Genomic DNA, 20,651 nt, shown 5'->3' with positions numbered 1-20,651 from the left:
TCTTGTCGCCAGCGGACAGACCGATTTCATAAATTCATTTCCATGAGTTCGTTTTTAGAATATGCCCAAGACCGCCTGAAAGTCTGCGGACCGGTCACGTACAAAAATATGTTCGGAGGAACCGCGATCTATTCCGGAAATCGGATTTTCGGAATGGTTATCAACGATCTTTTGTATTTCAAAGTAGGTCCGGGCAACCAAGCCGAATATGAAGCGGCCGGAATGGCTCCGTTCAGCTATGAGGGAAAGAACGGCAAAAAGGTCAGTATGTCCTACTGGCAAGTTCCCGAAGAGGTCATAGAAGACGACGAAGATCTACGTTTCTGGTTTCAAAGAGCGTTAAGGGAATCCGTCCAAGCAGGTTCTCAACAGGGAAAAAAACCCTCCGCTTCCGCCAAAAAAGCCGCTCCGAAGAAAAAGGTTTCCCGGAAGGCCGCGCCTAAAAAGAAAACCGTCGCGAAGAAGAAGTCGGCACCTAAAAAGAAAGTCGGTAAGAAACGTTAAGAACGACTCGTTCTAACTGTCGTCAGGCGGGGATTTCCCGATTTCTGGATTTTTCCCTGCCGATGATCGCTTCCTTTCGGAAAGCGTTCGGATTCGTATTCGTCGCTTTTTTGAATTCCAAATGAAAGGCGGATTTGGAGCTGTAACCCGCCTTGATTCGGACCTCGTTCGTTGACATCCTAGGGTCCTCTACCAGCAGCCGCTTCGCCTCCTGGATCCTGTACGAATTGATCAAATTCGGAAACGTGGTCTTGAATTCCAGACGAACGATCTCGGACAATTGGTGACTTCCTATCCCTAACTCCTTGGCCAAATGTTCTTCCTTCAAAGAATGCTTGAGATAGATTTTTTCCATCTCTAGAAGTTCCTTCAACCTAATCACAGTCTGGTTGATGTCGATCGAACCGATCTTGCTTTTCCGAATTTGAGATTTACCCGTTACGGAGAGCCAGAGTTTTTCGGAAACGATCCTGTATAAGGAATAGGTAGTCACCAAGATATGAACCGGATATAGAAAGATGAAGGAAAAAACGATGAGCCAGCGGTAATGACTGTAATCGAAATGGTAGCTCGCCTTCACAAAAAACGACAGAATGAATACGACCCAAGAAAGAAAATAAAGCCTTACATAACGATTCGGTTTTTTGACCAATTCCGCATGGACTTTATAGAAGTAGAAAGAAAGGATACCGAACCCTCCCGCCAAAAGGAAAAATCTCTCGTCCGCAAGATCTTGGAAAAGCGGAATCAAAAGGAAAAGGCAGCTGAACAACCAGCCGAAAACGAAGATTCGGACGGACCGAATCGGAACTTCGAACAATCTCGCGAGATAGAAAAGATAGAGGAAGGCGGTCACTAAGAACAGGGTCAAAAACAAATAATAGGAATAGAAGCCGATCTTATTTTCCCACCCGAGCCAGGAATGTATGGACCTCACATGCAGGAAATAGAATCCGAAGAAAAGTACGACGATATTCCCCGCAAATGAAAGAAAGACCCCCGTACGAAATCGATTCCAATAACGAATATTCAATCCCAGCGCAAGCAACGTTACCAGGAAGCCGACCAGAAATAAGGCCCTCTTCATGAGGATCCATTCTATAAAGGCTTGCTCGTCCAAAAGCGAAAGAGGGAAATTAACGTACGTAAGTTCCTCGTAGGCGTCCAAATGGATGTAAAAAACCGTTCGCGATTTTGCCGGGAATCGTACCAGAAAATTCGGTCTCGGGGCGACGATCTCGTTGTACAACAATCCCGAGTGGTCCGTGATCTCCAAGCTACGAAAACCTTCCTCGGAAACGTAGCAGAGTTCCGCTTTCGGAACATTAATGGAAGAAAATACCAGCCTTCTTTCCAAGGAAACGCCCGCATCGTTCCGAACCGTAAGCCGTAACCAAACTCCGTTGGAAGTCCTACGAACCCTAAGAACATCTTGGATCGGGTTGAGATACCATTCCAACCCTTCCATTCCTTTCAGATTTTCCGGACTACAGGACGTGAACTTACGATCCCTATGACGGTATTCGACTTGAGAGCTGACGTTCAGATTCCGGGTCGATTCGCTTATATGAACCGTAGGGTCCGTCTGTGCTCGGAGAGCGGAAACCGAGAAAAAGAGACAGAGGATCCCGAGAATATTCCTATACGATTCGAATGGTAAACGCCGCTTCTGCATGATACTTAAAAAATTACTTCTATACGAACTATGGTCACGGCTGGATCGTTTTCCATCTAGTTTTTAATCGCAATTAATAAAATTGAGCTAATTCATTTCGGTTAGCAGAAAATAAAATCCGGAACAAAGTAAAATTCCGGCCTTTGCAAAGGCCTTTTGTCCAAGAACGAAATTCCCATAAAAACGGGAATCCATCCGGAATTTGGAGCTTTGGGCGATCCGACACGAATCGAACGTCCTTATAGGGTAGTCCTATTTTCGGAATCCGGAGTGTTTTCTTTCCCCCCGATCCGCGCATCTTGCCCAAAAGTCGAACTTGCACCTGGATTCGAAAATTCGTCGCGTCCCCTGAAAGGAAAAACAATATCGAAGATACATTCCAAATTCCGTTTTTAGGAATTCCATTTTTTAGAATCGGAGTCGATTTCGACGGAATCAAAAGTAAGGAAAATTCCGAAAGAAATCCATTAGCTACATCTAATACACAAATATTCCTATTTCCGAATTTTGGAATACTTTTTCAACACCCGAAGGGAACCGAAATATATTTGCGATGGACGCAAGAAGGCCACAAAATAGCCTCTCCAAAAAATACACGAGTCAACGCAAACATCACCAAGATACAAATTCTTGCGAGCGAATTTTCCCCACGGGTAGAAAACCGAAAATTTTCCACTCCGCCTCCCTATTGCTTTAATTATTCATTATTTACTTTTTTATAATATATAAATCGTAAATACGACGTAATCAACTCGTAACAACAATATACCATAAAAGACCTATCGGAACGAAATCTCAATGCGTGCATTTGATTCGTTTTTCGTTGCGAAATAAGCAAGGTCGGAAAATTAGATGAATAGATTCATCGGAAGGATATTGATAACCGCCATCCTTCTCTCAATGGCTGGAGCATTGTATTCGAAAGATTTATACGTGGATAAGGCCACTGGACAGGTTTATGTCAATCCTGGTCCGAATCGCGTAAAACTCCAAGACGATGCGCCCCAAGGCGAGAACGGCAATGGCGCTGCTGCTACTGGAGAAAAAGCGAATACCGGAGACAAACGGGAGAGTGGCCAGATCCAAGAGGAAAACTTCCTGAAAGGTTACGGCTTTACGGATATACCAAACCAATCCGCTCACCGTCCCAAGGATCCACAAAAGGAAAAACTGACGATCTACGGACGTCTGCAATTCCGCGGAATTTCCGGATCCGAAGACACGAACTTTAACAACGGTCACGACAACTTCCAAGCAGTCGACTGGAACGTTCGCCGTCTGCGACTCGGAGCCATGTATGAAGGTTCCGATTGGTGGGGAGGCGTGGTGAACATCCGTTTGGAAAACTTACTCGCCAGACCGGAGCTACAACCCGCTACGACAACCACTGTTTGTACCACTGCAGCTTGTACCGGTAGCGCAGGAACGACAACCGTCGTTTCCAAGCAAGGTTCTCTCGCAAATAACAGGGGAGCCATCCAAGAAGCGGTCGGTTATCTGCAAACGAAATTCGCAAACAGCCGTTTGACCTTCGGACAAATCAACGTTCCCTTCAACAGGGAATACATCGCTTCTTCCCAAAACTTGATCAACGTGGAACGTTCGATGATCACCATCGCGCTTCCTCAGTTCGATATGGGAGCGATGATCAATACGCATCCTTTGAAAGCGATTCTCGGAGACAAATACACTCAAGTGCTTTCCGTAACCGGTTTCGTAGGTAATGGACGCGGTGCAGGTGGTGACTACGGAACAGGTAGAAAAACCGACCTATACAACACCAGAAACGGAAACGTTGCGGCGATCACTACCACTCCGACTTACATCTGGCGGGTAGTATTCAACCCTCTGGGCGGTCTAGTTAACCAAGTCGGGAAAGAAGTAGGCTGGCATGAAGGGGAAGAAATCTTCCAATCCAGCACAAAATGGTCCATCGGGATGTCCGGTTTCCAAACCCAGAACTTTAACCCACTTGCGATTTCCACGATCGGAAACTTAGTGGACGCATTCCCGAAAGGCGCCGCTGCTGTGAACATCGTGTCTCCGCAAAACGCTCCGGACTTCGGAAACGCAGCTACTTCGGCTAACGGATACGGATACGGTATTCCTTACGGATACGCGGGAGCGACCAGCGCCTCTCTAATCCAGAACAATACCACCACCCCGAGTACTCCTAGATGGGGACTCGTAGCTCACACCTACGATACCACCTTTTACTCGAAAGGATTCTACCTGAACGGAGCTTATACCAAAATGAGCGGTCCGGCTTCCAACAATGCAATGGGATACCACGTAACCGTCGGTTATAACATTCCGGTTCTTTCCAAGTACTACATCATGCCGGTTGTCCGTTATGACTACCTACAAGGGGACTTCAACAGGGACCACCATATCGATCCTAACGACGTATATCGTTCCTATTGGGCGGGTGTGAACCTGTTCCTGGACAAACACTTGATGAAAGTTCAGTTGTTTTATAACAACTTTCATACTATGCTGGGAGTTAACCCGGCCACCGGAGGAGCAAGACCGCTGGACAACCAGTCGATCATTCTCCAGGCCCAGTTCAGCTTTCAAACCGGCGTAATGACCAACGAAAAGTATTACGCAGCTCAGGAGGGAAGCTACAGATCTAACTAAGATCTGAGCGAATCAGGAAAAAATGATGAAATCGATTTTTTTAAAAACCTTAATCCTCGCTCTTGCCATCGGATTATCCGCCTGCGCTAAGCACGGAAAAACGAACGAGACCGATAACAGCGGGATCTTGGCGGCGATTTTGGCGGCTCCTTCCGGAGACAGCACGAAATCCGTCCTGAGAATCACGCAAGTGGACGCGACTTCTTGGAGCGGGATCTGCTACGATTCTTTTATCATAGAGAATAGCGGCGTTTCCGCTTCCGGAACGGACTTTTTCAACGCGACCCTAGGTGCGTTGCAGAATGCTCCTCCCTTAGTGAGAGAAACGGTTTCCAAATCCACTTGCAGCTCGCTGGGATTCGCCGGCGGAGTTCTGCAACGCGGGACCGGAAACAACTTCAACTACAAACTGTACGAATGTAACCCTGATGTGGGCGTATGTACGTTCGCCGCCATCCAAGCGGCCGGTTTCTAAAAGCCATTTTAGAGTTACCACTGCGGCGGAGGAAACTCCGCTTTTTTTTGTCCGGTCCTCGTAAACGAAACGAGGCCGGACATTCTTATTTGATCCGAGTCCGATTCGGATCGATTCCGCCGAGTGACTTTTCCGGTTTTCTTCCTACGTGGATGAATCTCGCATATACTACCGGAATCACGATCAGAGTGAGAAGGCTTGCACTGATGAGACCGCCGATGACCACGGTAGCCAAGGGACGCTGGACTTCAGCCCCGGGAGAAGTGGATAAAGCCATCGGCAAAAATCCGATCGAAGCCAAAAGCGCGGTGGTGATCACAGGTCGGATCCTATGCTCCGCTGCCCTTCGGATCGCTTCTGCCGCATCCACCCCTTTTGCCTCCTCTTCCCGCGCAAACGTTACTAGAACCAATCCGTTTAATATCGCGATCCCGAAAAGCGCAATGAACCCGATTCCCGCCGGAATACTGAAAGGCATGCCGCGGAGAAGAAGAGAAAACACGCCTCCCGTAACCGCAAACGGTACGTTCAGGAAGATCAAAAGTGCCGGGGAAAATTCCCGGAAAGCCAGGTACAAAAACAGTAAAATAACGATCAGCGTTATCGGAACCACGACCATCAAAGTGGATCTTGCGGAATTATATTTCTTGAATTCCCCGCCCATTTCGTATCTGTATCCGGGAGGAAAAACGATTTTGGAACGTATCCTGTCGTCCACTCTCTGGACGGTGCTCACCATGTCGCTCCCGCGAACGTTGAACTGAACGATCGCGAGTCTGTACTGGTTTTCGTGATTGATCTGGACGGGACCGTCTTCCAAGGAAACATCGGCCAATTCTCCGAACGGGACGATCTTCCCCTTAGTGCCTACGGGAAGCGCCTTTAAACTACCCAAATCGTTTTCCAATTTCCATTCGGAAACCACCGCGATCTCGAATCTTTTTTGTCCTTCGAAGAGAACCCCCACTTGGTGTCCGGCGGAAAGGGACTCCGCGATTTGATTCACGTCGTTGATCGAATAACCGTACCTTGCCATCGCTTCCCGTCTAGGTCGAACCCGAAGGTACTCCAAACCGGACAATTGTTCTATCCTAAGATCCGCGACTCCTTCCACTCCTTTCGCTAAGGAAGAGATTTTTTCCGCCAAACCTTTAAGAGTGGCGAGGTCTTCTCCGAAGATCTTGATTCCGACGTCGGCTCGTATCCCCGCGATCATCTCGTTCGTTCTCATCTGTATCGGTTGGGAAATTCCGAAGGCTACCTCCGGAACCGCATCCGAAACCGTCCTGGAAATCTCTTCCTCGAATTCCGCCTTGCTAAACCGCCATTCTTTTCGAGGTTTGAGCTCCAAAAATACGTCGGTCTTATCCAGACCCATAGGTTCGTTGGCAAGTTCGGGAGATCCCGTCTTGGAGACGATGCTTACGATCTCGGGGAATTTGGCCAGTAACGCCTTTTCGATCTTTGTGGAAGTGTCCAAAGATTGTTGCAACGAACTGGACGGCAACCGGGAGATCTCCAAAAGTACGGAACCTTCGTCCATTGTGGGTATAAATTCCGCTCCCATAAAGGCAAAGCCCGCGATGGCGAGCCCAAATCCTGCGAGCGCCGTCCATACCACGCGTTTGGATCGGGACATCGCCTTGTCCAAAAAAGGTTTATATTCCCGATTGATCCTCCTAAAGAAGGCGGTCTCTTCCTCCTGATTCACTTTAGGATCCAGGAAGTAAGAGGCCAGTACGGGAATGATCGTTAAAGTAAGAAAGAAGGCGCCCAAAAGCGCGAACAACACCGTGAGGGCCATAGGAACGAACATTTTCCCTTCGGTTCCGGATAACGTAAGAATGGGAAGATAGACCACTCCGATAATGATTTCCCCGAAGATAGTCGCTTTACGGACTTCTACCGTCGCACTCAGTATGGTTTCCCTTCTCTCTTCGAACGTTAAGCGACGTCCTTTTTCCCTGGCCAGCTCCAGAAGTCGTCGGAAGGAATTTTCGACCAGTATCACTGCCCCGTCCACGATGAGTCCGAAATCGATGGCACCCATGGACATCAGGTTCGCGGGAAGGTCCCGGAAACGCATGATCGTAATCGCGAAAAGCATGGCCAAAGGAATCGTGACCGCGATCACGAGTCCGGACCGAAGGTCTCCGATCATGAGGAATAGGACGAGGATGACGAGAATCGCACCTTCCCCCAAATTCCAAAGGACGGTGCTGATCGTATTCTTTACCATGACGGAGCGGTCGTAAAACGGCTCGATTTCCATTCCGGCGGGAAGGGTTGTTTTGATCTCTTCTATCTTTTTCTTTACAGCGTCAGTAACCTGCAGAGAGTTCTCGTTCACCAACATGAGGGTCATAGCCCCGACGACTTCTCCGTGACCGTCGGACGTAGCCCCTCCTTTACGGAGACGGAACCCCTCCTCCACTTTTGCGACCGAGGAGAGATAGATCGGGAACCCGTCGGGCGTTTTGCCTATGGAAATTTTATAAAAGTCCTCCGGTTTTTTCAATAGGCCTTCCGTGCCGATGACAAGGTGTTCCTTGTTCCTCTCCACATATCCGCCTCCGGTCGCGGTATTATTGGTCAAAACCGCTTCGGCTACGTCCCTAATTCCCAAGCCGAGGGCCGCCACTTTGGATATGTCCACGACAACTCTGTACTGCTTTACCTTTCCTCCGAAAGTATTCACTTCCACCACTCCGTGGACGGTTTTCAGGACCGGATTGACGAACCAGTTCAGATACGTGGTGAGTTCCGTAAGCGAATGGGTTTTACTCTTCAGCACGAATTGGTACACTTCACCCAATCCGGTGGAGATCGGACCGATCTGCGGAGAACCGTAGTTACGAGGAATTTGGTTGGAGACCTCCACCAATTTTTCGCTGACCAGTTGCCGGCTCAAATACAGGTCGGCACCTTCCTCGAATACGATCGTAATGATCGAGAATCCGTATCTAGAAACGGAACGGACCTCCTGCAACTTCAGTATTCCGGAAACGGCCCTCTCGATCGGATACGTCACATACTGCTCGATCTCCAAAGTAGACAATGCAGGCGCAGCCGTAATCACCTGGACTTGGACGTTCGTGATGTCCGGTACCGCGTCGATCTTCAGCCTCCTCGTGGAGTCCAATCCCGCCAATACGAGAAGCGCGGAAAAAACCAGGACGCTCAATCGATTGTGAAGGCTCCAGCGGACAATCGCTGTCAAAAATTCCATCAGCCTTCCTCCCCGAACGAAGATTTGAGTAGCAAGGATTTAAGCTCGAAAACACCTTGCGTAACGACCTCGTCTCCCTCTTCCAGTCCTTCCAAAATCTCGACGTTTCCATCCTCCGATCCGGCTACCCTTACTCGTCTAGCGGAGAATCTCCGGATGTCCGTCCGGACAAAAACCATGTCTTCATCGTTTTTCTTGAATATACTCGATTCCGGAACGAGTATCCCCATACCGGTTTCCGTTACGACCTTAGCCGTTCCGAACAGTCCGATCTTGGCCTTACGACCTTTATTCCGGAATACCAGACGAGCGTGGACGGTACGGGATGCCAGATCCACCTGTTCGCCGATATGTTCCAAATTCCCGTCGAAGACCAGATCCGGATAGGAATTCAAGATGATGTCGGCCCGATCGCCTTCGCTGACCTTTCCGAGATCCGATTCGAAAATCTTAGCCATGAACCATAGCTCGGAAATATTCCCCACCGTGGCGAGATTCTGCGTAGCCGGAACGAGTGCACCCGGCAAGGCGTTCCGATTCAGTACGATTCCGGCAATCGGAGAATAGATGGAGTATTTCCCGCTAGTTTCTTCGCTCGGCTCCAGACCGTTGGCCCTTAGATTTTCCTCGGACGCCTTTAATTCCGCGGCGATCACTTTCAAATTCGCTTCCGAATCGATCTCTTCCTGCTTGGCCGCGAGTTTCATCGAAACCAAATTACGGACCCGCTCCGTATTTTGGGAAGCGGCGGAGTATCTCGTTCTCGCGGAATTGTAGGCGGATCTTAGTTTCGCGAGATCGGGAGAATCCAAAATCGCCAGGAGCTGCCCTTTGGAAACCTGCGAGCCTTCCACGAATTTTACCGCAGTGATCCGGCCGGGCACCCTTGCCGGAACCTCGATGATTCGATCTGGCACCGCAGCGACCTCTCCGATCAGGGAAATCGTCCTTCTGAAACGACTTTTTTCCACCCTTCGTACGGCGACATGGAACAATTCGGATTGCTCCTTGTCCAGAGAAACGGAATCCGCTTCCCCGGATTCCTGGGAAGCGTGCGATTTCATTCCGCTTTTGTGATTTATAAATCTCTTATATGCAAAAAGAGCAGTGAGTCCGACGGTCAGAAAGACCAACGTATAGAATGCGATTTTTTTCATCATTTTACTTCCTCGAGAAATTCCTCGAAAGATAATCCGATGGCGCGAACCAACTCCACCTGTGCGAGAGAGTATTCGGTTCGGGAAAGAATAAAATTCAATTTCGCCCCCGTGAGGATCCGCTGGGAATTCAGCGCGTCCACGACTTTGATCCGTCCCGTACGCAAGGCTTCCTTTAATAATAGCAAATCCTTGTCCAAGTCCCGCAGATACGTAGGATCGTACTGTTCCATCTCCGTATGTAAGGCAAGATAGCCGGAAACCGCGTTCACGATCTCCAATCGGATGTTTCTCTCCTGCAATCTCGCGTTCTCAAAAGCCTGTTCTTTTACGGACGCTGCGCTGCGAATCTCGCCTTCGTAAGTCCTCCAAAGAGTTAAAGGAAGGCTTACTTGGGCACCCACCACTTTTTCGTTAAATCCGTCGTTTTGAACGAAACCGCCTAAGGTCACATTCGGCACTCTCTGCAACTTGATCTGCTCGAGCTTTCGCGCGGCGAGGACGATCTCGTTTTCGGTCATACCTATTTCCGGACGATTTGCGAGCGCGATCTTAACGAGAGTGACCACATCTTTGGGCAATTCCTTTAGGGAAACGCCGGAAACTTCCAGTTCCAAGGAAGAGTCGGGCTGCCGGTTCAATTGGATGAGCAGTTCCCCCTTTGCGGATTCCAGTTTCCGTTCCGCTTGCTTGAGAATTTTCCAAAGCCGTAATTCTTCCGCTCTGGCCACGTCCACATCCATTGCAGGCGCCACTCCTTCCTGGGCACGAGCATGGGAGAGTTCCTTTAATTCCTTCGCGAGCTCGTACAACTGGAGAGTGCCTTCGTATTCCCGCTTGAACCCTGCAAATTTCAAGACTCCTGAAATCGTCCGAGAAAGCGTGTTCCGACGCACCGCTTCCAGTCTTCCCGCTTGGACTTTGTATTCCTCTTCGGCCACTTCTCTGGCCTTTTCCCTCTTGCCTCCCATATAAATTTCCTGGGTGACTAGGATTTGGTGGTTCATGGCGATCGGAGCGGGACCGGTCCCCAAGGGCCCTCCTTCGGAGACGGTTCCTTTCCGGTGCGCAACGTAAGCGCTCGCCACCGGGTTGGAAGGGAACAGGTAGGAAGCGACCTGTTTTTTCCCCGAAATCTCCTTTAGTTTTAACTGCTCCGTCCTATATTCAGGACTCGCCTCCAAGACGCATACCGTGATGCGTTTTAAATCCAAAGGCCCCGAGCAGGAAGGAACCTGTGATCCGTCCGAGGATTGAGAATAAACGACCCCTCCCGTGACGACGTAGAGAAGCCATATTGAAAATATGCGCATAGGTTGACCTCCTAGAGGGAGATTCATCCATCTCCCTCGGTTCGCAGTGTGTTAAGCGAAGGAGGAGTTTCGAGGGGGGCGGAAGAGTCGTATCGGCAATTCGTATGCGAGAACGACCGGCATAGGAGAAGTATAGAATAGTACGGAAAGTCTGCTATATACCCGGGCGACGTATAGATCCCAGGAAACGAAAAGGGTCAAGTTGCAGGGACAGTCGATACAAACATGATCGGAATCCTCGGTAGTATGACCGGGAATATGAGTCGCATAAGGACAATGCTCCTCTGCTATGCCTAAAGCTCCGCATACGGCTTCGTTATCGACGATCTTCTGATAGCCGAAATTGGCGATGAACAGGATTACAAACGCCTTTAAGAAGAGCTTTAAGAACCAACGATCCAGCATGAGGTGCTTCTTTTCGTCACTATCATTTTTAGACCGTAGAGGAGCAAGAATTCAACCAAATTCCGACGGATTTCTTTGTTTAGGAGAATCTGATTGAGATTCCCGTTGAAACCCGATCTCAAAAGTTCCCCTACCAAGAAAAATTTTCTATGCAGAACGGAAAATCTATCGGAAACTTCATCCGGGAGAACAGCGGTTAGATTCCGACCCGTAAACCTGACAATCTGCTCTCCACCGGGTTTTTCTTCCAAAGATCCCGTCTCGTTTTATATTGGCCGTAAAACCGATGAGGTCCGCTTTTCTCATATTTTTGGTCGTTTTCCTATGCGACGGATGTTACGGCATCGACAAGCCTCAGAAGGTGAAAAACGGGGTCCTGGATTTGAGAGGCTGGGATGTGGACAAGAACCCGATCGTTTCCCTGGAGGGAGATTGGGAATTTTCCGACGGACTTTCCTCTTCGAGCCTTTTTCGGACCGACCCTGCCTATCTCAAGGTGCCTGGCGCCTGGAACAAATTTCGAACCGCCGCAGGGACGGAACACGGGGGAGAAGGCACAGGGACGTATCGCTTAAAGATCCTTCTCGACCGGCCTAGAGGAGACCTCGCCCTCAGAATCAACGACGTTTCCACCGCGTTTAGACTCTACGAGAGCGGAACATTGCTCCGTGAAAACGGGAAAGTGGCTCCCGACAAGGCCGGGATGGTTCCCTCCTACAAGCATCCGATCGTGCTATTGCCGGATGCAAAGTCCGAACTGAAGTTGGAAATAGAAATATCAAATTTCTATCATATAACGGGAGGACTGAGAAAATCGATCCAATTCGGTCCCGCGATTTCGATATTCGAAGCCAAGGAAACCGAATCCTCCCTAGGGTGGCTCGTATTCGGAGCCACGTTTTTAATGGGATTGTACCACTTAATCCTGTACTTGATGCGCAGGATAGATCGGTCCGCTCTTTGGTTCGGATGGTTTTGCGTGGATGTAAGCGTCCGGACCTTCTTTACCGGTTCGGTTTGGATCTACGAAGTCCTCCCGGACGAATATTGGGTTTATATCCACAAAGCGGATATTCTGACGTTCGTAATCTCCGTTCCTTTATTTTCCTTATTCTTAAACGGCGTTTTCCCCAAAGAGTTTCACGTTTACGCATTACGCGGAATCCTAGGAATCTCTATTTTGTTTTCGGGGATCGTATGCGTTCTTCCTTCCTCGAAGTACATGTGGTGGATCCAATTTTTCCAAGGTTTCGTGGGACTATTCATGGTCTACCTGCTTTGTGTAATGGTCCTCACCTTGGTCCGAAAACGGGAAGGTTCCCTTCTCTTTTTGGCGGGAGGAAGCATCCTTTTCTTGACCACCCTGAACGATATCCTGAACCAAGCCTTATGGATCAAAACGGGGTATCTTGCCAACTGGGGCCTACTCGCTTTCTTGTTTTCCCAGACCACCATGCTTTCTATCCGTTTTTCCAATGCGTTTGTCCGGCTGGAGGAACTGCAGAAATCGCTGGAAACGAAAGTAGCCGAACGCACCAAGGAACTGAGGAGCGCCAAACGGGTAGCGGAGGAAGCGAACGCGCTTAAGGACACGTTCATCTCTTTGGTAACTCACGATCTAAGAGCTCCCTTGGCGAATATCATCGGCGTACTGCAACTGATCCGGAGCGATTATGACAGCCTGGACGATTCCTCCATTTTGGAATGGATCGAAAGATTGGAACGTACTTCCATGCAATCCTTGGAAATGATCTCCACCCTTCTGGATCTGAACCGTCTGCGCTCCGGATCTTTTCGCATGGACAATACGGTCTTTCACCTGCATTTCGAAGTCGAAGATGTGCTGAGTCGATTCTGGAGCCAGGCCAAATTCAAGAACATAAGAATCCTGAACCGGATCCCGAAAGAAGCGACGATAGAAATGGATCGAAGTTTGTTGGCTGCGATCTTTACGAATCTGGTCTCCAACTCCATCAAATTCTGTCGGGAAGGCGATACCGTGGAAATCGATTTCGACAGAAAATCGGACGACGCGGAATTTTCCGTAAAGGACTCGGGTGTTGGGATCCCGGAGGAAATGATTCCCCACTTGTTTTCCACGGACGTAAAATCCACAAGATACGGAACCAAAAACGAAGTCGGTACCGGACTCGGGTTGCCGTTGGTGTACAGCATCATCCAGGCGTATCATGGCAAGATCTCCGTACAATCCGATCTGCAAAAGGGAACTACATTCACGTTTTCGATTCCTCAAAAAAAGGAAATTTCGATTTAAGAGATCGATCACGATCGAAAAGAAATGACCGATCGACCAGGAAAGACTCGATCGGAAAGCCGATAGTCTTATTATGTTCTTATGAACTTACTTTTACCGATCGCATTCGCCTTACTTTCCGGAATCGCCATGTCCATACAGCCGGGAATCAACTCCCTACTGGGAAAAAGCTTGGAAAGTTCCTGGTTAGCTTCCGCACTTTCGTTTCTCGTAGGGACTTTCGCCTTATTCCTTTTCGTATTGTTTTTGGGGGAAGGAAGACCCTCCGGAGTTCTTTACAAAACAGTAATAGATAATCCTTGGTGGATCTGGACCGGAGGACTTTTGGGAGCGCTTATCGTAACCTCCGCCATCGTTTTCGCACCCAAACTAGGGGCAACCGGGTGGTTGGCGCTCTTCCTGGTCGGCCAAGTAAGCACCGCTCTCGTATTGGAAAAATACGGGATTTTAGGATTTCCGGAAAAACCGATCTCTCTCTTGAAAATCGTCGGCTTATGCCTTTTGGTTCTCGGAGTTTGGTTGGTCAAAAAGGAAGGTTAGAAAGTTCGGGCGTTCCCCTTACGATTCCGGTTTCGAAAATCCTGATGTTCGGTCAGCGGGTCGGGCTACTCCAGGCGACGCTTCGCTTCGGCCTCCTCGCCTTTCAGGCTGCGGGGTCCGCGTTCCGCGCCCTCCGTATCCCTAACGCGGAGATTCCTCTAACCGCGAAAATCGCAGCAAACGAAAGCGATATCATCCTCCGAGTGACGCCCCGCCTGGAATTCCCCCAAGTCTTTCATGAGAGTTTCCGAAAATTCCTCCGGGGAAAGATTCGATTTTTTTAATAGAAGTTCGGACAGCCGCCCTTCCCCGTACTGCTGCCCGATCTTGTTTTTTGCCTCGATGAGACCGTCCGTAAAGATCAGGATGCGGTCTCCTCGGGTCATGGAAATCGAATCCGTTTTATAACTCCATGTCGGTTCTATTCCCAGAAAAAAGGTGTTCTCCGTAAACAATTCCCGGATCCTATTCTCTCTTCTGTTCAGAAAAAGTGCGGGAGGATGTCCTGCGCTGGAAAACAGGAGCTCTCCTTTCGGATGAATGATGCAATAAAACGCGGTCACGAACATCCCTTGGTTCTCCAGCATTCCGCATAACGATCGATTGACGATTTTCAGAAGAAGAGCAGGGTCGGACTGTTCCCGGTAATGGTTCCGGAAAGCGGCCTTGGTCATCATGGTCACCAAGGCCGCGGAGACTCCGTGGCCGGAGACATCCGCGATAAAGAGCCCGGTTTTTCCCTCTCCCAAATCCACCACATCGTAAAAATCCCCGCCGACCGTATCCAAGGAAACGTACCTCGCGGAAAGCGTCAGATTTCCGGACTCGAATTTTTTCAGATCGGGAAGAGTGTCCCTTTGCAGCCTGCGCGCCAAAGTCAGATCTATGGCTTGCACGGTGTGTAAACGTTTCAACGTTCTCTTATTCTGTTTGGTTTGTACAAGGCTTCTGGTCAATTGGGCCCCCATTTTTTTCACGCTATCGGAAGCGCGAACAAGCCAGAAATGAAGAAAGAAGCAAGTCGTGAGAAAGACCGTAAGAAAAACGGAATGTTCTTCCATGTATCCCCTTCTCCAAACGTACGAAGGCAATAAAAATGAGGAAAAATAAGCCGCATACCAAAGAGTCAGATATCTACTTTTGGCGAGTCCTAATACCGGCAACTCCACACCCACTACGAACACGATCAGGACCGGAAGATAATCGGGGGAAAGGAAAGTAAAATAACCGTAAAATATGGGAAGAGGAAGAGAAAGCAAAAGCGCCCGATTGGCCCAAAGATTGGCCGTCCAACGCCCCGTCACCATTTTATAGTTGGAGTAAAGCGCGATGGAAATCGTATAAAGAAAATTGAATCCTACAAGAAGCGGATGAGGGACTTCCGCGAACGGGACGAAGAATCTCAGAACCGACCAGAAAAAGAGAACACCGAAGGCTCCTTGGAACAGGGAAACGGTCATCTCGCTCCGGAGTGTCTTTTTGAATTGGTCTAAGAATGTAGGCATGTTCTAGACGAAGGAAAACCGGCGAAAAAAAGGGGTTTAAATTGTTACCTCATTGCCGACCGGGTCAATCGAAAAAAATAAACCTAAAATCCTGACCGATTCAAAAAGACGATTTGCACCTGCAAGTCCGAAAACGAACCGTCCACCGCTTCTCGTACTTAGAGATGGCGGATCTCTACCGGGGGATTGCGCCAGTTATTGTGCAAGCCGTCCGAATAATGAAGAGGAGCTTCCGCCAATTCCACCGGATCCACATTGTCCAGAGTGGAAAGCCAAACGGCGACGTAGTGGCCGCCGATCTCCGGAACAAATCCCTTGGTAAACGTCCGAACACCGCAGTTCTTACAGAAATGGTGGTGGTTGTTCTTCGTATTAAAAACGTAATCCCCCAAGGATTCCTCGCCTTTTAACAGCCGAAGTGCCTCGGGCTGCAGCAGGATAGACCAGTTCCGGGTCTTTCTACAAAAGGAACAATTGCACCTGCCGGTTCCTTTGCTCAGATCGATATCGGCTTCGTACTGAACCGCGCCGCAATGACAACTTCCCGTATAAGTTTTGAGAGACATGAGTTTTCTTTCCTCCAAACGGATATATATCCATTGTACGGGAAATAGATGACAAGAAATGTCATATTTATTCGAATTTCGCTTTCCTACCGTTAGGATTCTTCGTAAAAGAAGCCATGATGCCGTCTCTTTCCTTTGCAAAACACGGACTTTTCCTTCCCGGAATTTTATCCCTTCTTTATTTCGCCGTCCAGTATGGAGCGAATGCATTTCACGGTTACGGTTATTTCGTCGATGAACTCTATTATCTTGCTTGTGCCTCGCGACCGGATGCAGGGTACGTAGATCACCCGCCTTTTTCGATCCTATTGTTGAAAACGATCGTAGAACTGTTCGGAGATTCTCTCGCAGCGATTCGTTTCGTTCCTGCTGCGGCGGGAGCGGGAACGGTGTTCCTTACGGGCACGATTGCGCGAAGGTTCGGAGGAGGAAATTTCGCGGTTCTTCTCTCGGCCTTTGCAGTCATGGGGTCGCCTGTGCTTCTCGTTCTCTTCGGATTTTATTCTATGAACAGCCTGGAGGTTCTGCTCTGGAACGGGATCGTTCTTACGGTGATCGCCCTCATACAGGACCAAAAGCCGAAGCTATGGATTCTCGTAGGTGTTCTTGCGGGGATCGGAATGGAGAACAAGCACACATTCGCGGTTTTTATCATCGTTCTCGCTGTCGCACTTCTTCTCACTTTACAATTCCGTCAATTTCTGAGTCCTTATCTTTGGCTCGGAGGCTTGATCGCCTTTGCGATTCTGGCCCCGAATTTTTTCTGGGAGATTCGTCACGATTGGGTTTCGTTGGAATTTTATCGGAATGCGACCGCGTTGAAAAATTTACCGGCGTCTCCCGTTCGAGTCATCGTCGATCAGATTCTTTCCGAAAATCCGGGATCCGTTTTTCTCTGGGTAGCGGGAGTCTTTTTCTTTTTCAAACAACCGAAGGAAACCGGGCTCCGAGTCTTCGGTTGGGTCTTTGTGATATTACTCGGCTTTCTGATCCTTGCGCAGTCCAGCAGACCGGACAGAATCGCCGCCGCCTATCCGGTGTTATTTGCAGGAGGAGCCTGTCTGCTTGAAGAACTAAGACGACGCTGGATCATGCCGACCGCTCTGGCTACGGCGGTTGCAGCAGGAATCGCATTTCTTCCGGCGGGCCTTCCCGTACTTTCTCCCGAATCACTTGCCGCGTACGCCTCGACCATCGGAGTGATCCCTCAGATCGAAAAAGGGAAAGCGGCGGCTCTTCCGCAATGGTTCGGAGACCGCTTCGACTGGGAAAAATTGTACGAGTCCGTTACGAATGCCTACGAGGCACTTCCATCCGATACGCGCAAGGAAACAGTCGTTCTCGGAAAATATTACGGCCATGCCGGCGCGATCGAGCATTTTTCCCATGGTTCGATTCCGGTCATTAGCGGTCACAATAGTTACTATTTGTGGGGCTATGGAAAGGGAAAAGACAAGTCGGTCCTTGCTGTCGGCTTCAAACGAGAAGAGCTCGAGGGCGCATTCAAAGACGTCAAGGAAGTCGGGAAATATTCGAGACGATTTACCAATGAGACGGAGGTTCCAATCTATTTGTGCCAGGGGTTACGGATTGGAATGGAGGATTTTTGGAAGAGGATCCGGTTTTTTGTATAGAGCTCTGCGAGAATTTTTGGGGGCCCACCCTAATCTTTGGGTGGCGGAGGAGGGCCCGTGGAAGAAGGAGACTCTTCCTCCGGGTTAACGTTCTTTTTTTCTTCGTTCCGTACTTTTCACCTTTGATACAGTGTATTTAAAGAAAAGCGTACAGAACAAGATAGCTATCACCTTTAACCTCATAAAAGAAGATAGGGACAGCTTGTTAGCGAGTATTGTCAAAAACCACCCGACCCTAAAAGTAACATATAGGGTCCTGGTGGCGTAAAAAGGGGTAAACTGTTAAGCTTCTACCAGCGATTATTGCGGTTGAATTTTTTATTATTACCTCTGTTGCGATCGGATCTGGATCGATCCTCCGCGACCGAGACAACGATATTACGTCCATCGATGTCTTTTCCATTGAGTTCCGCCAACGCAGCTTGGGCGGAATCCTGATCGGAAAAGGTAACAAAACCGAATCCTCTAGATCTGCCGGTTTCGCGATCAACTACCACATTCGCTTCTTGGACTGCGCCATGAACTTCGAATACTTGACGTAGGGTTTGGTCAGTAGTCGACCAACTGAGGCCGCCCACGAATAATTTTGATGACATGAATTTTATCCTCGTTCCATACAGATTTGAATAAATAATCCGTATCTTTAATTTAGATCATTACGGGCCATGCAATTAAAACAGAACGAGTAAAGAACCTAAGTACTAGTAAGGAGTCGAAGGCCTACATTGCAAGAACATTTTCTTACTAAAGGCAAAAAGTCTGCGGTTTACGGATGAAATAGAGCTAACCCTCTCATTCCGTTATCCCTCGGATTGACCCAATTCAATAAGAACGCAATTGATGATTCGCAATTATTATTTCCCACTATTCCGCAGGAAGTATTTCTTTTCCTCCTCTCGTTCGAGCGAGATCTTCCCGAAGTATTCCTCATAATCGGGGGACAGGGTTCGAAAAAGCCGATCCCAGATCAAAGTATAAAATCCGAAATTGTACGATGGGCGAATGTGATGCTGGGCATGAAAGGTACTCGTGGCAAAAAGACGGAGAACCGGAATCCTAATCCAAAAATCGGAAAAGGGCTCCACTCCGAGGTGACCTAAAGTACCGAACACTACGTTCAGGATTAAATAAATACTCATACCGATCCAAGAAGAATCATATACGCAAAGCACAAGAAGCCAAAGCGCGCCGAACCCGAGAGCTTCGAATGGATTCAGAACGAATAAGGTTAAAGGACGGGGATTCTCATAAAGATGATGGGTTTTGTGCACAAACGGATAGATCCAAGAAATATGGGCAACTCTATGCAGAATGTACATCAACGCGTCCATTACAAAAAAAAGAATCAAAACGTCGATTAGGACCGATATACCCCAAACGTTTCGGAATACGATAAAACCGTTTCTCCATAGAAACAATCCGGCCAAAGTGACTGCAGTGTTCAGCAGTAACGTAGAAGAAACCCAAAGGACTTCCTTCGAATCAACCGGAGGAGGCAAAATAGAAACCCTACGGCTTGGATACAGACGAACGAAAACATTTCCGAAGAGAATCGAGAGGAGAGATATCGCAAGATTTTCCATTAGGAAAAGAAAGAAGGCTTCGAGAAAAGTCATTTCTTTAAGCAGTTTCAAAATCATTTCTCCTGATTGAGCCATAGAATATTGCTCCTTTAAGGTAGGACATACCCGGCGAAAAGGCAATCCTATATTTTCCTCCTTACCGAACACAGAACGAGATCTGTCTATCGAAGCAGCGGGAATTCGGCGTTGCAGGAGTTCCTGCAGGGTTTTGCGAGCCCCCACCCTAATCTTTGGGTGGAGGAGGAGGGCCCGTGGGAGAAGGTCGGGACACCTATATCAGAAAATTACATTATTCTCAAGCAAAACTCAGCTTTCTTTCGGAATTGCAATTACCCAAATTCCGAATCCATTCAATCGCAACAATAGAATCATGCGCGTTCCCCGCACCAAAACTCTAAGATCGCAAAACATTCCCTGTTCCGCGGGTCGGGCTACTCCAGGCTTCGCTCCGCTTCGAACTCCTCGGCCGAACGGCCTGCGGGGTCCGCGTTCCGCGCCTTTCGTATCCCTAACGCAAGAAAACATAAATCAGTTTACAATTTCAATATATAGAAGAAATCTTTATATATGCCAGAATATCCATCCTTTCTCGAAATAGCAGAAAAAGCGCTCAATACTACCGGAAAACCTATGAGTGCCTCCGAGATCTGGACACTTGCAAAAGAAATGAAATGGAAAACGGATTCCGTTGGACAAACACCTTGGGCAACGATCTCGGCGCAAATCTATGTGAGTATCAAGACCAATCCGCATACTCCATTTCGACGAGTCAGCAAAAGACCCACCAGATTCGCACTGACTCCATGGGAAGAACCGACAGAAAGAGACGCACCTGGCTTGAATTGATTCGGATTTAAAGAAAAAGTAAATCTGCACTTCTATTCCCTGCACGAGTGGGGTTTGCCCCATAGCATCCTGGTCCGAGCGTTCCAGCGAGGAGATGCCCCAAAACAAAAAAGCCAGAGTTTTCACTCTGGCTTTTGTTGTGTTATCTTAAACACATCTTATAACTGCGAATATCATCTGATCGATGACTGTTGGCGTTGTTACCATTGAGAAGAAGTAAACTTCTCAATACTTTCGTAATATGGTCAAGCCTCACGAGCTATTAGTATCACTCGACTCAATGTGTTACCACACTTACATCTGT

General features: G+C 48.5%; 16 protein-coding genes. 7 read left to right on the top strand and 9 right to left on the bottom strand.

Annotated features, from left to right (window positions below):
• Positions 1-42 precede the first annotated feature (42 nt).
• Entirely contained in the window at positions 43-504 is a 462-nt protein-coding gene (locus tag EHO61_RS14425; RefSeq protein WP_135814281.1) for a TfoX/Sxy family protein, read from the top strand.
• A 22-nt stretch (positions 505-526) separates the two neighbouring features.
• On the opposite strand, the gene EHO61_RS14420 is transcribed toward EHO61_RS14425, so the two are convergent.
• On the bottom strand, positions 527-2,179 hold the full coding sequence (locus EHO61_RS14420) for a helix-turn-helix domain-containing protein (RefSeq protein WP_135814280.1): 1,653 nt from the start codon (positions 2,177-2,179) through the stop codon (positions 527-529).
• Between the two features lie 852 nt (positions 2,180-3,031).
• Between EHO61_RS14420 and EHO61_RS14415 the strand changes: the two genes are divergently transcribed.
• Positions 3,032-4,819 (top strand): hypothetical protein, encoded by a 1,788-nt coding sequence (locus tag EHO61_RS14415; RefSeq protein WP_135814279.1) that lies wholly within the window; start codon positions 3,032-3,034, stop codon positions 4,817-4,819.
• A gap of 25 nt (positions 4,820-4,844) precedes the next feature.
• Positions 4,845-5,294, top strand: coding sequence for an LA_3150 family lipoprotein (locus EHO61_RS14410; RefSeq protein ID WP_135814426.1), 450 nt, complete (start codon positions 4,845-4,847; stop codon positions 5,292-5,294).
• Between the two features lie 85 nt (positions 5,295-5,379).
• Here the strand turns inward: EHO61_RS14410 and EHO61_RS14405 are convergent, their stop codons facing one another.
• The 4 genes from EHO61_RS14405 to EHO61_RS14390 are packed head-to-tail and all read right to left on the bottom strand — an operon-like array spanning position 5,380 to position 11,398.
• A complete protein-coding gene (locus tag EHO61_RS14405; protein WP_135814278.1) occupies positions 5,380-8,523 on the bottom strand; it encodes an efflux RND transporter permease subunit in 3,144 nt (1,047 codons plus the stop codon).
• Positions 8,523-9,683 (bottom strand): efflux RND transporter periplasmic adaptor subunit, encoded by a 1,161-nt coding sequence (locus EHO61_RS14400; protein ID WP_246032153.1) that lies wholly within the window; start codon positions 9,681-9,683, stop codon positions 8,523-8,525. The genes EHO61_RS14405 and EHO61_RS14400 overlap by 1 nt, the downstream gene beginning before the upstream one ends.
• Complete coding sequence (locus EHO61_RS14395; protein WP_135814277.1) at positions 9,680-10,993, bottom strand: TolC family protein; 1,314 nt, start codon at positions 10,991-10,993, stop codon at positions 9,680-9,682. Before EHO61_RS14395 ends, EHO61_RS14400 begins: the two co-directional genes overlap by 4 nt.
• A 51-nt stretch (positions 10,994-11,044) precedes the next feature.
• The gene (locus tag EHO61_RS14390) at positions 11,045-11,398 is read right to left on the bottom strand and encodes a hypothetical protein (protein WP_135814276.1); all 354 of its coding nucleotides are present in this window, start codon (positions 11,396-11,398) and stop codon (positions 11,045-11,047) included.
• Between the two features lie 286 nt (positions 11,399-11,684).
• Between EHO61_RS14390 and EHO61_RS14385 the strand changes: the two genes are divergently transcribed.
• Positions 11,685-13,673 (top strand): sensor histidine kinase, encoded by a 1,989-nt coding sequence (locus EHO61_RS14385; RefSeq protein ID WP_135814275.1) that lies wholly within the window; start codon positions 11,685-11,687, stop codon positions 13,671-13,673.
• Positions 13,674-13,754: 81 nt separating this feature from the next.
• Complete coding sequence (locus EHO61_RS14380; RefSeq protein ID WP_135814274.1) at positions 13,755-14,213, top strand: DMT family transporter; 459 nt, start codon at positions 13,755-13,757, stop codon at positions 14,211-14,213.
• Between the two features lie 158 nt (positions 14,214-14,371).
• On the opposite strand, the gene EHO61_RS14375 is transcribed toward EHO61_RS14380, so the two are convergent.
• Both EHO61_RS14375 and EHO61_RS14370 read right to left on the bottom strand, forming a co-directional pair.
• On the bottom strand, positions 14,372-15,718 hold the full coding sequence (locus EHO61_RS14375; RefSeq protein WP_135814273.1) for a PP2C family protein-serine/threonine phosphatase: 1,347 nt from the start codon (positions 15,716-15,718) through the stop codon (positions 14,372-14,374).
• A 158-nt stretch (positions 15,719-15,876) separates the two neighbouring features.
• Positions 15,877-16,284 carry a GFA family protein gene (locus EHO61_RS14370; RefSeq protein ID WP_135814272.1) on the bottom strand — a complete coding sequence of 136 codons (408 nt, stop codon included), beginning with the start codon at positions 16,282-16,284 and terminating at the stop codon, positions 15,877-15,879.
• Between the two features lie 116 nt (positions 16,285-16,400).
• Between EHO61_RS14370 and EHO61_RS14365 the strand changes: the two genes are divergently transcribed.
• A complete protein-coding gene (locus tag EHO61_RS14365) occupies positions 16,401-17,918 on the top strand; it encodes an ArnT family glycosyltransferase (RefSeq protein WP_135814271.1) in 1,518 nt (505 codons plus the stop codon).
• Between the two features lie 290 nt (positions 17,919-18,208).
• On the opposite strand, the gene EHO61_RS14360 is transcribed toward EHO61_RS14365, so the two are convergent.
• Both EHO61_RS14360 and EHO61_RS14355 read right to left on the bottom strand, forming a co-directional pair.
• On the bottom strand, positions 18,209-18,514 hold the full coding sequence (locus EHO61_RS14360; RefSeq protein WP_135814270.1) for an RNA recognition motif domain-containing protein: 306 nt from the start codon (positions 18,512-18,514) through the stop codon (positions 18,209-18,211).
• Between the two features lie 258 nt (positions 18,515-18,772).
• Positions 18,773-19,576 carry a sterol desaturase family protein gene (locus tag EHO61_RS14355; protein ID WP_135814269.1) on the bottom strand — a complete coding sequence of 268 codons (804 nt, stop codon included), beginning with the start codon at positions 19,574-19,576 and terminating at the stop codon, positions 18,773-18,775.
• A 492-nt stretch (positions 19,577-20,068) separates the two neighbouring features.
• Here EHO61_RS14355 and EHO61_RS14350 point away from each other — a divergent pair, with 492 nt between their 5' ends.
• Positions 20,069-20,347 (top strand): HTH domain-containing protein, encoded by a 279-nt coding sequence (locus EHO61_RS14350; RefSeq protein WP_281276680.1) that lies wholly within the window; start codon positions 20,069-20,071, stop codon positions 20,345-20,347.
• Positions 20,348-20,651: the final 304 nt, after the last annotated feature.

This window comes from Leptospira fluminis, from assembly GCF_004771275.1.
Lineage (GTDB): Bacteria > Spirochaetota > Leptospiria > Leptospirales > Leptospiraceae > Leptospira_B > Leptospira_B fluminis.
Note: the sequence above shows the minus strand (reverse complement) of the source record. Positions and strands in the feature narration are given on the sequence as shown.